The following is a 15528-nucleotide window of genomic DNA, read 5'->3' as shown; positions in this document are numbered from 1 at the left end:
GTCACTAGTTAGATTTAGGCGTACCGACTTCTAAAACACTGGGGGTTGTAGACTGGGGCGCTTGCTGACGGAGGCGATCTGCCTGCTGTTTACGAAAATTAGCAGTTTCTTTGTCTAAGCTTTCCCGTTTATCGGAGGCAAAGTCTTCAGCACTCACAGAGGGTCCTTGTAGGGCGCGAAGCATCATATTTGTAAAGCTACTGGTTGCATCCCCAGATTGCCCAGAGAAAAAATTGGCATCGTCTTTGGCGCGGGAGTCTTGCAGGGGGGCGGCAATTTGAGCCTGAACCGAAACAGCCGTAAAACAAGGAATCGTTACGGCGATTAGCCCACCTAAAAGACAGTAAACAGAATAGCGAGTGGATTCCAGTTTTGATTGATTCATTTCAGGTCGTCTCCTCCAAGGGTGGCTAGCGATCGCAATTGTGTCATTGGCTCCCACTACTTTAGCGTGTTCCTCTTAGGACGGCGCTTTTTATAACTTTAAAAATTATGAGAGTGAAGGATTTTCGGGTAACGCGATTGCAGCCGTGATAATGCGATCGCATTCTTCCACAGGCTCCCGGCGTTCCATGGCAGCAACCAGCGCTTCATAGGCAGCCCAATGGGTCTCTAGTAAGGTTTTAGCCTGCAAGACGGAAAGTCGCTCCTTTTGTTGAGTGTCGGCGGTTGAAAAGCGAATTTGGTTCAGTAAGGCGCGCAGCTTTCCGCGATCGTCGTCGCCCCCTTCTGCATTGCCATACACCATCGCTTCAGCAGCACCGCCTGCCATCCAAATCGTACACAGGCGATCGAGCATGGAGGCTGATAATTTACCCTGCTGCAACTCTGCATCCAAAAACTGAGTATCAAATTGAACACCGCCCTGCCCTGGATGCCCCTTCTGCAAAGCTTCCCAGGCACTGAGGGTATAATCTGTAACGGGAATGCCCAACTGATGAGCTACTAAAAAGTGCCCTGCCTCATGTCGGGTAATTCGTGCCCGATGCTCTTTAGAAAATCCCGCTAGCCAATCCAACATCAACGTGGAACCGCGCCCTTGCCAGGTAAGAGTATCTAGTGCTGCCAATCCTAAAACGCTGGCTGTGGCGATCGCGGGCACCACTGGAGACAACCGCATCACCGGTCCCAGCAACGCGGACATGGTGATCACAAAGATAGAAATGGCAACCAGATTGAGGGACAACTGACTCATCGAGAGTAATTTGTAAGTGGCGATTAATATTTAGCCTAGCAACAAATGTAGATCGGTAGCGGTCGGCTGAGGCTAAATCTGCTCGTAGGTTTGAACAACGGATTATTTGCGCGGTTGCTCGGCTTCTTTCAAAACCTCTGGTGGCATTTGAATTCGACCAGAATTGTAATCATTCCAGACTTTTTGAAGTAACTTACGCCGTTCCGGGGCTGCATCTACATAGGCTTGAACTTCAGCTTGCAGCAGCTTTTTCATCACAGGTTGCTTGGCTAAAGTCAATAATTCTTTTAGTTCTGCTTCCGAAAAAGTAGCTTCTAGCCGCACTATGTATTTAGACTCTGCATATTTCCATCCTGCTTGTTGTGCCAAAATGCCTTGCAGCCACGCATGAAATTTTGGTCTAGTAAAGGGTGCAACGGTAATGTCAACACTATTGCCAAGGTACAGATCGTAATGCTGAGCGATGCCGATTTCTGAGAGAACGGCTCGTGCTAATTCCGACTTGGATTGCACCGTATTCCCTATTGCTGAACTTTGTTGGAAAGGTTCTGGCTGAGAGTTTGCTGTACAGGCGGCAAGCCCAATACAGACTACGAGCAGCCACCTTGAACGCCATGACTGAAGGTTGAACATAGGTCAGTCCTAACTCATTGAACGATGAGCGATTCGGCAAAAATTGAGCGATCGCTATTTTTTGATCCGTGCTTTATAAAATGTTTCGAGACTGGCGCGATCGCCTACAAAGCGCCAATGCCAGGGTTCGTAGTTCACACCCTGCTTATTATTTTTGGGAAACGATATTTCAAAGCTGTAGAAGGGTGCATTTGTTTTGAGCCATTTGAAAGCAGCCGTATTTTCAAAATCTGGGCTGAGGTGCATGGCAGGCACATTGCCATCCCCAATATCCAAGGCATAGCCCGTATGGTGTTCACTGTAGCCGGGAGGTGCGCTTACTTTTGCCCGTTCAGCGGCAACCTGCCCTCGTTCTGCTTTTTTGCCAAAAAACAGATAATCCTGATCGGGGAGTGTGCGAAAGCCGGAAAGTGGGACAAGACTTACTCCCTCCTGCTGGGCGGCGGCTTGCATCTCTTGATAGGCTTTGGCGGCGGCTTTTCGTAGCTTAATTGAGCCATCAGCAGTAATAGCGCTCAACTCGTTTTGAGTGGCTTCTGGATAGCGAAAGTGCCCTAGCATTATGTCTGTATTGACGGGTGTCGCTGTTGGCGATGATGTTGGCGATGCCGTTGGAGGAGTTGCTGTTACCGATTGAGCAGAATTGGCGGCAACTGCTGCACCGTCAGCCTGAGCTTGCTTGGAACGCTGAAACTGAACGGCTACCAAAATGCCACCCAGTAGGGCGATCGCGCCTAGCGTTGTCAAGCCTGCCATCAACATTGAACGATCCACGGTAGGCGGTGCAGCCGTGGGCGTGTCGCGGAGTGCAACCGGAATATCATCTGGCAGATGTTTCGTGACATCCGAGGAGTTGTCTGGTGCGCTAACCTTATCCAAGCGTTTGACTCCTGCTCTGTTGAGCGCCTGTTTCACGAGCAACATCTTAACACTAGGAACTGTAGACTGAAATCGAATTTTCCAATAAGCATTCAGTCACCTCATGCCATTTGACAAACTGCTGGCAATTTACATTCCGCTACTAGGCTGGACCGGGTTGGGCTGGATTTTAGGGCGACTATTACCCGCTCAGGCTCCTGTCGCTCTTGGCAAATTTCTCTTCTGGATTGGGGTGCCAATTGGAATTGTGGCGTTTCTGCGTCACGCGCTGATTTCTGCATCGCTGTGGATTGCTCCGATGGCTGCTTGGGCGGCGATTTTGTTGGGTGGCAGCTTGGCGTGGGTTTGGATGCAATATGGACAGCCGTGGATTCAGCAACGATTTGGCAAGAATAGGGGGGGCGATCGCGCCCGTTGGAACCGCAAAACCCAGGCAAGTTTTCTACTCACTTCAATGGTGGGCAATACGGGCTACATTGGGTTTCAGGTCTCTCTAGCGCTAGTCGGTTCAGACTATTTCGCTTGGGCAATATTTTATGACATGCTCGGCTCTACTTTAGGAGCGTATGGCTTAGGGGTGATGGTAGTTTCGCAGTGGGGCAATCCTCAAGCCAATGAACCGAACTGGCAGCGATCGCTAATCCCCCTATTGACTAATCCGGCGCTATGGGGCTTTGGTATAGGGTTAGCCGTTCGGGATATAGCAATTCCACCCGTTGCAGAGGCAAGTTTACGAGGGTTTGCCTGGGGCATAGTGTCGCTGTCTTTGGTGCTAGTGGGAATGCGCCTTAGCCAGTTAGCTTCACTCAAAAGCATTCAACCCGCTGCTTTCAGCCTCAGTATTAAAATGCTGTTGGTGCCGCTGGTGATTGGCAGCGGTTTATGGATTTTAGGAGTCCAGGGATTGGTGCATCGAGCAATTTTGCTGCAAATGGCGATGCCGCCTGCCTTTGCCACGCTGGTGATTTCAGAAGCCTATGATTTGGACTCTGAACTGGCAGTCACCGCGATCGCGATCGGTAGCCTCACCTTATTGCTGACCTTACCATTATGGCTATGGCTCTTTGGTGGATAGCCATAAGCTAGGAAAGCTGCGGTTCGCTAAGGGTATCTACATCAGCAGATTGATAAGTAGAATCACTCAAATCATCTTGCTTCTGTAAAGACTCTTGCTCAGGCAAAATGACTTTTTCCATCAAATATTCGATCGTTTGCTGCTTCACCCAACCCCGCGCCGCCAAAATTTCTCCAAAACGCAGCCCGTTTACTTTCTGATCATCCAACACCACGTTGACTTGGGCAGGCGTGAGTAAGCCAGCATCGACCAAGTACCCACCAATTCGTTTAGGGCGGAACGATGAGCGGGTCTCAGGGACTTGGGGGTTGTCATTCGTATCCATAAATTTTGCTCAAACATCTAAAGCGTAATGGCAGGTGATCAATCTGGTATCTACAGATATCTACTATTAGAGACATTACTTCATCTTAAAGATCGCTTTAGGGTTATGGCTAAACTTCATCAAAAACACATTTTCTTTAGTCTTGGTTGCGCTTTGCAAAAGTGATTGCATTACTTTGAACTCCAATCGTCTGATTTGGCAGTGTGGATAGTCACTAGTTCGGCGATCGACATTTGCTCGTAGGGTTCAAAGGGTTGATGAATCCAAGGATCGTCTTGCAAGTAGTCTACGTAATAGTCAGGAGTGATCACGGAACAGTGTTTGTACCAAAGTACGGCGGTGCGAACTTCTTCGATATAAAATCCATATTTGCGATCGAGCCAATCGAGGGTTTTCTTGAGCGTTACTCCAGAATCGACTAAATCATCCACCAATAAAATGTGGCTACCCAAATTTGCGGTAGTTTTGGTGAGATCATGAGAAAAAACTAGCGAACCGCGAGATTGATTGTTGCTGCCTCCATAAGACGCAGTAGACAAAATGGCAAGGGGCACATCATATAACCGGGATAAAATGTCTCCCACTCTTAAACCGCCTTTTGCCAAACAAATGATTTGATTAAACTGCCAGTTGGATTGATGTACCTTCACAGCCAGTCGCTCAATCGTGTGATGGTAATCTTCCCAAGAAACATAAAGATCTGGCATGGTCAAGCTCTTTGCATTGCAGAAGTCGAAGAGAATAATACAACTGTTGGCGAAATTTTACACATCTTGTTATGAACAATCCTGATTCCGAAAGCCCTAATTCTCGCCCACTCAGTTTTTGGACAAAAATGGCGTATGGAGCAGGCGATTTAGGTCCTGCGATTACTGCAAACATTGTGGTGGTGTTTTTATTGGTCTTTTTTACCAATGTGGCGGGCTTAGATCCGGGCTTGGCAGGTAGCATTTTGCTAATTGGCAAGATTTGGGATGCGATTAATGACCCGATGGTGGGGGCGTTGAGCGATCGCACTCAAAGCAAATGGGGGCGGCGCTTACCCTGGATGTTGTGGGGAGCCGTGCCTTTTGGCATCTTTTTCTTTCTGCAATGGGTTGTGCCCCAATTCAGCGACAATCCTAGCACCAACCAGTGGGGGCTATTTGGCTACTACATCGTCATCAGCATCTTCTCTAACGCTTTTTATACGGTTGTCAACCTGCCCTACACTGCCCTTACGCCCGAACTGACTCAAAACTACGATGAGCGCACCAGTCTTAATAGTTTTCGGTTTGCTTTTTCCATCAGCGGTAGTATTTTATCCCTAATTATTGCGCTAATTTTATTTGGAGTCTTTCCCAATGATCCGATTAAGCAATATTTGTTGATTGGGGGCGTGTGTGCAGTCATTTCCGTCTTGCCTTTGTATTGGTGCGTGTTTGGGATTCGGCACCGCGTGCTAGAAGGAGAAGCTCGCCGTCAAGCGAATCCATCCCCTCCCCAAACAATGACTTACCTAGAACAGCTAAAAGTTGCCTTTCGCAACCGCCCTTTTCTCTATGTGGTGGGAATCTATCTCTGCTCTTGGCTGGCGGTGCAAAATACCGTCGCTATCATTCCCTACTTTGTTCAAAACTGGATGGGGCTAACGGCTCAAGACTTTACCAAGGTGGTGATTGCCGTGCAGGTGACGGGCTTGGTCATGCTGTTTGTCTGGACGGCGGTGAGTAAGCGGGTTGGCAAAAAAGCGGTCTATTTTATGGGCATGTCGCTGTGGGTGATTGCCCAAATTGGTCTATTTCTTTTGCAACCCGGACAGGTCGTTTGGATGTATGTGTTGGCAGTCATGGCTGGTTTTGGGGTATCGACTGCCTATCTGGTGCCCTGGTCGATGATTCCCGATGTGATTGAGTTGGATGAACTGAATACTGGACAACGCCGGGAGGGGCTTTTTTATGGATATATGGTGTTATTGCAAAAGGTGGCGCTGGCGATCGGGGTATTTTTGGTCGGGCAAGCTTTGCAAGTTTCGGGTTTCCTAAAGACGGCTGCGGGTCAACCGAGTCCAACTCAGCCAGACTCAGCACTGTTGGCAATTCGGCTGATGATTGGTCCTATTCCAGCCGTGGTTTTGCTGATTGGGTTAGTCCTAGCATATTTTTACCCGATTACCCGCGAAGTTCACGCTGAGATTTTATTGAAGCTGGAAGAACGCAAACGGCAAGGAGTTTGATCAAGGGCGAGGGGTTAAAAGTTTCGAGTTTCGAGTTTTGAGTTTTGAGTTTCGAGTTTCGAGTTTTGAGTTTTGAGCTTCCTAACCTGGATGATTACTCCGTACTTCCCAACTCCGTACTTCCCAACTCCGTACTCATATCTCAGCTATAATGACTTGATAGTAAAGTTTTGTAACGAGATTATTAGGATGACCCAGCCAAATTTAGAAAAAATTGCGGCGGATCTGGAGAGTGAGAATGTGCGCGATCGCCGAATTGCGTTGGCAACGTTGCGAGATGTGCCGGCGATCGATGCGGTGCCGTTGATTAAAAAAGTGCTGCATGATGAAAATTTGCAAGTGCGATCGATGGCGGTGTTTGCTTTAGGCATTAAACAGACTGATGAATGCTATCCGTTGTTGCTAGATGTTTTAACGAATGAGCCAGACTACAGCATTCGCGCTGATGCAGCCGGAGCGTTGGGCTATTTGGAAGACATTCGTGCATTTGAGCCGCTGGTTCGCACTTTTTATGAAGATACGGAATGGTTGGTGCGGTTTAGTGCGGCGGTTTCGTTGGGCAATTTGAAAGACCCGCGTGCCTATGATGTGCTGATTCAAGCGTTGGATAGTGAGGAAGTGGTACTTCAGCAGGCAGCGATCGCGGCATTGGGTGAAATTAAGGCGATCGACTCTGTAGATCACATTCTCCGTTTTGCTCAGTCAGAAGATTGGCTGGTTCGTCAACGGCTTGCGGAAGCATTGGGACATTTGCCTACTCCAAAAAGCGTTTCCGCAGCAAAATATCTAGCAAAAGATAGCCATCCACAGGTTGCAGAAGCTGCCCGAATTTCACTAGAACGTTTGGCAGAAGTGATTGACTGACACTGCACTCGCTAAATATTAATACTGTTGGGAATACGAGATGGGAGTAGATAAGGATAAGAAATTCCTGTGGAAGCAACTCGCTTGTGGTTGCGATGAGTAATTTCTTGCTCGATCGCGACTAGTTCTGAGCGAAACTGCTCTAATATTTGGCGATCGCCAATATCTTTGAAGTCAATCAAGTCAGAACTGCCCAATCTGCCCCAACGAATGCCGCTGAGGGCAAAACTCAACTCAATTTGCCCCAAGTCTTGTTTCAGCGAAGGCAGTAGTTGATCGGTGGAAGTGCAGCAATCGGGGCGACAATAGGCTGCTAGCGGCGCATTGGGCGCATAGCCTACATAGTCAAATTGGCTAAAATTTACCGCTGCATGTTGAGGTCCACAGGTGAAAATTAATTGAGTTGTAATCTCAACCAGATTCTCTAAGCTATAAATCTCGGTTGGAAACCCTGGCACTCGTGGATAGTCGGGCAGTTCACTCAAATCTAGACCTGCTTGGGCGATCGCGTCGGTCGGTAGCCAAGAGGGAGCTTGCGGAAAATCACTCTGGGGGCGATCGCTAAGCGAACTGCCTAATTCTGCTGCCCAAGCTTGCAGATAACGATCCTGCTGCACCGATTCATCCGTTGGATAGTATTGCTGTAAAAACTGAGTCACATAGCGATGAATGGCATCCCATAGCAGCAGAGCATCATCTCGATAGGGAAACTCTGGCAAGAATTCGGACTCAATGCCTCGCTGGTGAATATTTTTGGGTAAAGCAAAATCTTGGAACGATCGCGATCGATAAGCCCGATTGATCAATCCAATTGAGGCTTGGCGGGTTGGAGCCATTAGAGTGTCGATCGCGGCTCCTTCCCCTAAAAGCACCGTATTGCCGCGATGATTAATGGCTAGCAAAAATTGAAAATGGGGATGCAGCAGTCGATATAACGGATGGCTGGTGGGCAACTGGCGCGCAGTCGCGATCGCAAAAGCTTCCATTGCCAGATGCGTATCACACAGGTGAGTAATCAACTCGTGATGGGTCACATCCGCCACTTGCACCCATAATTTTGCTTGCGTCCAAGCATCCCCTGAAGCACTGTGTGGGGTGATAACATGCCCAGTTTCAAGCTGAATTAACAGCGGTTCTAGCTCATTTTGAGTGCGATAAAATAGTGCAATAGGACTTCCCACATAGCGTCCGGGCTGCAAATCGGCAACCGCCAAGCTCTGCAAGATTGGGTAGTCTGCCACGAACAATCGATTCGAGATCGCCGCTTGCCCTAGATCAACGCGATCGCCATTAGCAAGCAAACACTCTAAACTACCCCAACTTTCTAGCAACGGCTGATCAACAGACTGGAGGCGACGCAGCACCATTGGGTTTTGTCCTGCAAGGCGCTGACGGGCAAACTCGCGATCGCTTAACCCACCATCCCGCTCATGGATATGAACAACGACGGGGCGAGATCGCCGATGTTGCTCCAAAACTTCATAAAATCGCGCTCTAGCTTGGGTTAGCTGAGTTTCTTTTGATGCTGCTTGTCGGGCTGATAATAATACCCCCGTCATATCGCGGCGATCGCGAACGAACCCTACCCCAAATTGCTCATCCGGCGGCAAATCAACATTAAACCAGCCCGACTGAAAAATTTCTAAATTAACGAGCTGCGTGGTGAGAAAGTTCCACAGTTCATCCGTTTTGTGAACGGTACGCTTCCACTGACTACCCAACAGACTCAAAGGCTGAGATAGCTTCCCCTGCTCAACCGCAGCTTGTCCTAGCCGAGTGGCAATGTACCGGACAACGCCATCCTCCCCAATAGGGGAAAAAAGACGCGCCGGACCTTGTTGATCTAAGCCAGTCGGATCATAGCGATAGTAACCCTGTTGAGAATTTGGAGGCGTATGAGAGGACATACCTTAAGAACCTGAAGCTGCTTCATTTTTGGGCGTTTCAGCCACATCCACAGAACTAGTTCCATTACTACTATTTGCCTGAAGCCGTTCTTCCCGCTTTTTCTTATCTGCTTTCAAAATATCTTCCATGACCGCTTGAGCCTGAATCATTTTCTCTAGGTTGCTACGATAAAGCTCTAAATCTTTCTGGATTTTGTCTTCGGGCACTCGCAGAGCCGCACAGACTTCCTTCAAAAGCTGATTACGCTGAACTTCATCTTTCGTTGCTGCCGCATCAACTGATTCAAGTAAGGTGAACAGCCCAATTGCAAATAGCCGACTGTACTTAAATTTAGGATTGTTGGCGATCGCTTTGAACTGTTCCTGTAGCTCATCACCCGATGAGATCGTGGCAGCATTTTCTACCCAAGACACCAACTCTTTTGTGGAGCCAATTGAGTGAGCAAACGTTGTTAAGCGGTCTGCATCGCCTTTATAGCGTTGAGGATCATCTGGCAGTGATTGGCACAGGCAGTTAAAAATCGCATCCTTATCTTGCTCAGGGCGATATCCTTGCATAAAACGATCCAATGAAGCAACTACTCCCAAGGCGTAGATTGGGTCATAGTGATAATCTACATTAACTGTAAGTAAATGCATCTCCACCATTAATTCTTCAACCACCCGACGATAAATCGAATTAATTGGGCGAGTATGGCAGGAGTAAAAAGCTCGCTTAGTATCTGAAACGGTACGGACAGTATTCACAGTAGAATTTTGGTGGTTGATCTCTTCTTTATTCTCGCTCGTGATGAGACGTTTGCCAAGTTTTGTTAAAAAAGTAGCAAATCGACAACTTCACCCCTTTCCTTTTGACAATTCAAAATTAAAAACTCAAAATTGAGAACTCAAAACTCTTCCCTTTTCTTTCCTCACCATGCCCCCTTCCCCCAACCTGCTCACCCTAGCCTCTTACCTTACAGGCGAATTTGAGAATTCTAAGCAAGCGGCGGCTGAACCTGTTTGGTATGTTCACTTGCGGCTATGGCAGCGTCCAGTGGCACTTTTTGGTGAAGACAGCATCACGCTCTTTGCTGAACAAGCAAGTGTTATGAATTTGCAAAATCCCTATCGTCAGCGCTTGATGCGATTACAACCTGCATCCGAATCTCTTCAGGCTCTACAAATTCAATATTATGAATTCAAAGATCCAACTAGCGTGAAAGGGGCTGGAAGTAACCCAGATGTGCTTAAATCGATCGCGCTTGAACAGATTAGAGTGTTACCGGGCTGCATTTTGAATGTAAGACTTGGGGAGGGCGATCGCTTCATTGCAAAACCTCCAGAGGAGGCTCGTTGTTGCTTCAGCTATCAAGGAGAAGTGCGGCAAGTGATCCTTGGTTTTGAAGCAAGCGCTAATCAGTACTTAACCTACGATAAAGGGATAGACCCAAAAAGCAATAAAGCTTTATGGGGGGCAATGATGGGTCCCTATCAGTACACAAAGACTCAAGATTATAGCGATGAACTATCTAAAAAGATAAACGAGACTTAGCTAGCAATCCCACGGGGAACGCCTTCTAAAGCTTCCTCTTCAGTATCAAAAATTTCAAATACTGAATCCATCATGGTTACTTCAAACACTAACCGCGCTTCAGGATGAACATTACAAATGCGGAAGCTCCCTCTCACCTTGTCAGCATCTCGCATTCCAGCAACCAAAGAGGTTAACCCGGAACTATCAATAAAATTAACCTGACCCAGATTGACTACCACATGCCGACTTAGCTTGGATATACATTCCTGTAGCTTAAGGCGAAACTGCCATGCAGTAGTAATATCCAAACGCCCAGTTGGAACCAAGACGATTACAGTGGTGCCATCCTGAGTGGTATGGTTTTTTTGCTCCATATGAATCGATTTTTGCTCCATAGGGATCAGTCCCTTCTCCTAAACGCAGTGGATATCTGGGTGACGACTACGGCTCAACCTAAATTTTGACACAAGTCTACTCAATAGCAACAAACTTTGTTGAATAAAATTTGTTTCCTTGTAGTCTAACCCACCCCCTAAGAATTTGGCAGAGTCCAGTTAACCCAATCTTGCGGTTTGAGGAAGGTTGTATAAAGGTCAGCTTCTGGGGTATTAGGTTCCGGTTCATAGCCGTATTCCCAACGGACTAGGGGAGGCAAAGACATGAGAATGGATTCAGTGCGCCCGTTGGTTTGTAAGCCAAAGATGGTGCCCCGGTCGTATACAAGATTAAACTCAACGTATCGTCCACGCCGATAAAGCTGGAAGTTGCGTTGGCGATCGCCATATTCTGTGGCTTGACGTCGCTCCGCGATCGGCACATAAGCGGGTAAAAAGGCTTTTCCACAATCTTTCACAAAGGCAAAGATATCTTCCCAACTGCGTCCTTGAACATCGCCGACTGATTGACTGTAATGAGCGGCAGGGGTATCACTATGAGAGCCGGGATAGGAGATGGGATACAGCTTGCCCTGATTATCTTGATAGTCGAAAAATAATCCGCCAACCCCACGGGTTTCGTTGCGATGTTTCAGGTAAAAATATTCGTCGCACCACAGCTTAAAGGCAGGATAGTAGTGGGGATCGTGAGCATCACAGGCTTGCTTGAGAGTGCGGTGAAAATGCACTACGTCTTCTGCAAAGGGGTAGTAAGGCGTGAGATCAATGCCGCCGCCAAACCACCATACGGAACCCGCTTCAAAATAGCGATAGTTTAGGTGAACGGTGGGAATGTAGGGATTGCGGGGATGCAGCACCATTGAAGTGCCCGTTGCATAAAATCCGTGCCCAGCCGCTTCCGGACGCTGAACCAAAATCGAAGGCGGCAGGTCTTTTCCCCAGACTTCAGAGAAATTTACCCCGCCTTGCTCGATCATGTTGCCATCCCGTAAGACGCGCGATCGCCCACCACCGCCTTCTTCGCGAACCCAACTGTCTTCACGAAACTTACCAGTTCCATCTGCTTGCTCTAAGCCGCTGCAAATTTCGTCTTGCAGATTGCGTAATAACTGACTGACCCGCTCACGAGAGTCACTAGGAGGAAGAGCATTATCAACGATGGCTGCTTCAGAAGTAAAAAAAGCTGTCATACCCACCCAATTCCTGATACAAACTGGTCTATAGTGTGCTGAAACTTGCGAACCAAAAAACAGATGATTTCTGCGCTTATTGCACGTTTCAATTCGATAGGAGTCAAACTGAGACTATATTCTTACCTAAAATCGCACTTAAATCTCAAACAATTCGAGTTAGATTGAGAAGTCTTAAGAACGAATAAGTAAAGTATTAAACGGCTAAACTTTGGCATTCAAGCTTTCTAAGCCTACCGCGAATTGGTGCTGCAACCATGGATTGTTGCAGCGGTTTAAACTGTTGAAATTTACAGGCAAGACAGACGAATCAGTCAATAATCTTACTAGGTGACCTGTTTGAGCGATCGCGCCTAAACGAAGAATTTGTAGAAAACCTACGTTGGAACGATCTTTTAGGTACAGGGTTCTGGATAAAATAGAGGATTATTAGAATAGGCTTCGATAAAAGAGGACTCAGCCATGTCTAGCGGTCTATTTAATTTCAATCCTCGTGACAAAGCTGTCTCGCAAACGCCTCTCGTTAGAACCTATCAAGCGCTGAGTTCTGCTTCGGTTGAAGACTTGTGGAACAAGATTACAGACCTTGAAGATGTATCTTGGCATCCGATTATTGCTAGCACTAATGTTCCTTATGGATTAGTGGTCAAACCTGGTTTGATCTATCAAGCTTTTACCCGGCTGATTCCAATTCCAATCCAAATTTTTGTAGAGCGTGTTCGTCCTCAAGAGGCGCTCAGTGTCCGCATTTTGGTTTTGCCAGGGTTAGAAGAACAGGTCACTTATCGGGTGGAATCAACTGTTTGTGGAACCTGTGTCTCTTATTCGGTGACGCTGCGTGGATGGTTAGCCCCAATGTTATGGTCGCTGATGCGTCCCTGTGCAGCCCAGGTGGCATTGAAGTTAGTGCAGTCGGCAGAACAGTCGATCGTACAAGCTGTGTCTAGCAATCTCAAACCGTCTAAGCGTGACTGCTTTGATTTTTAGCCAGAAGATCGGATGTGTTGACTGTTGAAAGAAAGCTAGTAAGGTTGCGATCGCGATTTTACTCAGCAGTTCCATTGAGTTACTGGGGATCAGCAGTTTTGTGAAGTGTCTCTATGAATTAGGACGATTCTATTTTGGAAACACCCATGCTAATCAGGATCACTGTTCAAGCAGTATGAAGGACGATAATCGTCCGTTATTTCTTATTTTTCAAGAATTTTTGCGTCTTAACCTATTCATCCGTTGCTATAGTCTATGACCTGTCGTGAAATGAGTTTATGAAGGGTGGAAGCAAATATCAGCCACTATTGGAGTATTTACAGCAGAGCGATCGCGCTGAAGTGGTGATAACCTTTGCAGATATTGAAACGCTCATGGATGCGCCCTTACCCGATTCTGCCCGCCACAATCGGGCATGGTGGAGCAATCGTAGCAAAGGAGCGCTGCAAGCCACTGCTTGGATGGGTGCAGGCTATCTAGTCAAAGATCTAAATTTTTTGGATGAACAGGTTACCTTCCACAAACCGCCTCAAGTCTACAGAGTGCAGCGCGTAAATGACGAAATTCAGTGGAACGGAGAGTTAGTCAAAGCGTTGCGATCGCACATGCAGCTAACCCAAGCAGGTTTTGCAAAAGAACTCCGCATCCGCCAGCAAACCGTTAGCGAGTGGGAAAAAGCGGTCTATGAACCCTCGCGAGCGTCTTCAAACTATCTAACTCTGGTTGCTGAGAAAGCCAAGTTTACGCTTGAGTCAGAAGATCCTTAAATTACCCTGCGGGAGTTCAGGAGCGGTTTGGGGAATACCAGAAGCAGATCACTGGAATTTTACCCACGCAACCCATGACACGCCATAAAATTACGACCCTGATCGATCGCACAACCGGACAAAAAATCAAATTCGGTGGCTTTCAACCCGCTAACGGCAAAAAACCACCCAACTCTCAAAAATACTCCAGCGATCGCTTCCAGTCTGACCAATTGCCCCCCCGTGTTGATTTGCGCCCCTACATGACCGCCGTCGAAAACCAATCCCAACTCAGCAGTTGTGTTGCCAACTCAATGGCTGGAGCCTACGAATATCTGGCAAAACGGGCAAATGGTGACGCTGGCGATGTCAGTCGCCTATTTATTTACTACAACGCCCGTGCCTACGAAAACAGTAAAGAAGATGTGGGCTGCATGATCGTCTCTGCCATTCAAGTACTGCAAGAACATGGAGCCTGTAGCGAAGCAACCTGGGCATATGATGAAGCGCAAGTCAACGTGCAACCCCACGATGCTGCTTACGAGGAAGCCCGTAATTTTTTGGTGCAAGAAGCTCAAGAAATTGAATGTGACCTAACCGCCATGAAGAGTTGTCTCGCTGAAGGCTTCCCCTTCGCCTTCGGACTCAAGCTTTTCCATTCTTTCGACAAAGCCCAAAAGCACGGCATTGCTCCGGTTCCTGCCCCCTCTGAACAAGGACGTACAGAACACGGCTGGCACGCCATGCTATGCGTCGGCTATTCTGACCAATCGCAAGCATTTATTGTTCGCAATTCTTGGGGCGAAGACTGGGGCGAAAAGGGCTACTGTTATGTGCCCTACAGCTACATGACCAATCCTGAACTATGCCAAGAGCTATGGGCGGTTCGCGCGGTGAGCGATCTAGATTTTAGTCAAGGCGTATGGGTCGAAGACGATTTTGCCGTTGCAGATGCCATTTTCGACCTGTTTGGCGATGAACTAGAGACAGACACAGAATCAGCTTATACCTATGATTATGTCGAGTATGAGGACGAATCAAGTGAAGAATCTGAGGAAGGCTTTGAGGATTATGAAGAATCAACTGAAGCCGTAGACGCTGATGACGAAGAAACTGAAGAATATTCGGAGGAGACTGAAGCCGTAGACGCTGATGACGAAGAAACTGAAGAATATTTGGAGGAGTCCGAAGAATCAACTGAAACTGTAGATGCTGACTACGAAGAGAGTGAAGATCCGTCTGAAGAATACCCAGAAGAAACTGAAGAATATTCAGAAGAGACTGAAGAATATTCAGAAGAGACTGAAGAATATTCAGAAGAGACTGAAGAATATTCAGAAGAGACTGAAACTGTAGCTGATGACTATGAAGAGAGTGAAGATCCGTCTGAAGAATACTCAGAGGAAGACTCTGGTGAGGAAGAAAGTGAGGAGTATGAATGAAAAGGAAATAGAAGATAGCAGCGAAGACTATGGGGAAGAAGAGGAATAAAAGCCCTAGAGACTTGATTCCGGGTATGTAAAATAACCTGAGTTCGGGATAAGGAAGGGGCAAAACAGGTAGGGTGAAAGTGCCAACTTATCATCCATCTGAATTACCCC

The 15528-nt window shown here is 47.4% G+C and carries 17 protein-coding genes; 7 read left to right on the top strand and 10 right to left on the bottom strand.

Annotated elements, in window-relative coordinates; all coding sequences use genetic code 11:
* Positions 1-4: 4 nt before the first annotated feature.
* From AB3R30_RS22555 to AB3R30_RS22540, 4 genes are all read right to left on the bottom strand, one after another.
* Positions 5-385, bottom strand: a complete 381-nt coding sequence (locus AB3R30_RS22555; RefSeq protein WP_458651463.1) for a hypothetical protein — start codon at positions 383-385, stop codon at positions 5-7.
* A gap of 105 nt (positions 386-490) precedes the next feature.
* A complete protein-coding gene (locus AB3R30_RS22550; protein ID WP_458651462.1) occupies positions 491-1195 on the bottom strand; it encodes an ATP-dependent Zn protease in 705 nt (234 codons plus the stop codon).
* A 102-nt stretch (positions 1196-1297) separates the two neighbouring features.
* Positions 1298-1828 (bottom strand): DUF2059 domain-containing protein, encoded by a 531-nt coding sequence (locus tag AB3R30_RS22545; protein ID WP_458651461.1) that lies wholly within the window; start codon positions 1826-1828, stop codon positions 1298-1300.
* 54 nt (positions 1829-1882) lie between these two features.
* Positions 1883-2707, bottom strand: coding sequence for a M15 family metallopeptidase (locus tag AB3R30_RS22540; RefSeq protein WP_458651460.1), 825 nt, complete (start codon positions 2705-2707; stop codon positions 1883-1885).
* A 103-nt stretch (positions 2708-2810) separates the two neighbouring features.
* Here AB3R30_RS22540 and AB3R30_RS22535 point away from each other — a divergent pair, with 103 nt between their 5' ends.
* A complete protein-coding gene (locus AB3R30_RS22535) occupies positions 2811-3782 on the top strand; it encodes an AEC family transporter (RefSeq protein WP_458651459.1) in 972 nt (323 codons plus the stop codon).
* A gap of 7 nt (positions 3783-3789) precedes the next feature.
* Here the strand turns inward: AB3R30_RS22535 and AB3R30_RS22530 are convergent, their stop codons facing one another.
* The gene (locus tag AB3R30_RS22530; RefSeq protein WP_458651458.1) at positions 3790-4107 is read right to left on the bottom strand and encodes a hypothetical protein; all 318 of its coding nucleotides are present in this window, start codon (positions 4105-4107) and stop codon (positions 3790-3792) included.
* Between the two features lie 170 nt (positions 4108-4277).
* Positions 4278-4814, bottom strand: a complete 537-nt coding sequence (locus tag AB3R30_RS22525) for a phosphoribosyltransferase (RefSeq protein ID WP_458651457.1) — start codon at positions 4812-4814, stop codon at positions 4278-4280.
* A 71-nt stretch (positions 4815-4885) separates the two neighbouring features.
* On the opposite strand from AB3R30_RS22525, the gene AB3R30_RS22520 reads away from it, so the two are divergent.
* Both AB3R30_RS22520 and AB3R30_RS22515 read left to right on the top strand, forming a co-directional pair.
* Positions 4886-6322: an MFS transporter gene (locus AB3R30_RS22520; RefSeq protein WP_458651456.1), complete on the top strand. Its 1437-nt coding sequence runs from the start codon at positions 4886-4888 to the stop codon at positions 6320-6322.
* Positions 6323-6511: 189 nt separating this feature from the next.
* A complete protein-coding gene (locus AB3R30_RS22515; RefSeq protein WP_458651455.1) occupies positions 6512-7186 on the top strand; it encodes a HEAT repeat domain-containing protein in 675 nt (224 codons plus the stop codon).
* An 11-nt stretch (positions 7187-7197) separates the two neighbouring features.
* Here AB3R30_RS22515 and AB3R30_RS22510 read toward each other — a convergent pair whose 3' ends face one another.
* A complete protein-coding gene (locus AB3R30_RS22510; protein ID WP_458651454.1) occupies positions 7198-9093 on the bottom strand; it encodes a lipoxygenase family protein in 1896 nt (631 codons plus the stop codon).
* A 3-nt stretch (positions 9094-9096) separates the two neighbouring features.
* Positions 9097-9840, bottom strand: a complete 744-nt coding sequence (gene psb29, locus AB3R30_RS22505) for a photosystem II biogenesis protein Psp29 (RefSeq protein ID WP_458651453.1) — start codon at positions 9838-9840, stop codon at positions 9097-9099.
* Between the two features lie 169 nt (positions 9841-10009).
* On the opposite strand from psb29, the gene AB3R30_RS22500 reads away from it, so the two are divergent.
* Positions 10010-10627: a CpcT/CpeT family chromophore lyase gene (locus AB3R30_RS22500; protein ID WP_458651452.1), complete on the top strand. Its 618-nt coding sequence runs from the start codon at positions 10010-10012 to the stop codon at positions 10625-10627.
* Here the strand turns inward: AB3R30_RS22500 and AB3R30_RS22495 are convergent.
* Positions 10624-11004, bottom strand: coding sequence for an STAS domain-containing protein (locus tag AB3R30_RS22495; protein WP_458651451.1), 381 nt, complete (start codon positions 11002-11004; stop codon positions 10624-10626). The genes AB3R30_RS22500 and AB3R30_RS22495 overlap by 4 nt on opposite strands.
* A 137-nt stretch (positions 11005-11141) precedes the next feature.
* Positions 11142-12194: an oxygen-dependent coproporphyrinogen oxidase gene (gene hemF, locus AB3R30_RS22490; protein WP_458651450.1), complete on the bottom strand. Its 1053-nt coding sequence runs from the start codon at positions 12192-12194 to the stop codon at positions 11142-11144.
* A gap of 462 nt (positions 12195-12656) precedes the next feature.
* Between hemF and AB3R30_RS22485 the strand changes: the two genes are divergently transcribed.
* The 3 genes from AB3R30_RS22485 to AB3R30_RS22475 all read left to right on the top strand — a co-directional run bounded on the left by AB3R30_RS22485 (position 12657) and on the right by AB3R30_RS22475 (position 15369).
* Positions 12657-13181 carry an SRPBCC family protein gene (locus tag AB3R30_RS22485; RefSeq protein ID WP_458651449.1) on the top strand — a complete coding sequence of 175 codons (525 nt, stop codon included), beginning with the start codon at positions 12657-12659 and terminating at the stop codon, positions 13179-13181.
* Between the two features lie 278 nt (positions 13182-13459).
* Positions 13460-13948 (top strand): helix-turn-helix domain-containing protein, encoded by a 489-nt coding sequence (locus AB3R30_RS22480; RefSeq protein ID WP_458651448.1) that lies wholly within the window; start codon positions 13460-13462, stop codon positions 13946-13948.
* Between the two features lie 74 nt (positions 13949-14022).
* Positions 14023-15369, top strand: a complete 1347-nt coding sequence (locus AB3R30_RS22475; RefSeq protein ID WP_458651447.1) for a C1 family peptidase — start codon at positions 14023-14025, stop codon at positions 15367-15369.
* Positions 15370-15528: the final 159 nt, after the last annotated feature.

The organism is Sivoneniella epilithica UHCC 1019, from assembly GCF_040830845.1.
Taxonomy (GTDB): Bacteria; Cyanobacteriota; Cyanobacteriia; order Leptolyngbyales; family Leptolyngbyaceae; genus ULC077BIN1.
The sequence above is the reverse complement of the archived record's forward strand: the minus strand, read 5'-3'. Positions and strand labels throughout refer to the sequence as shown.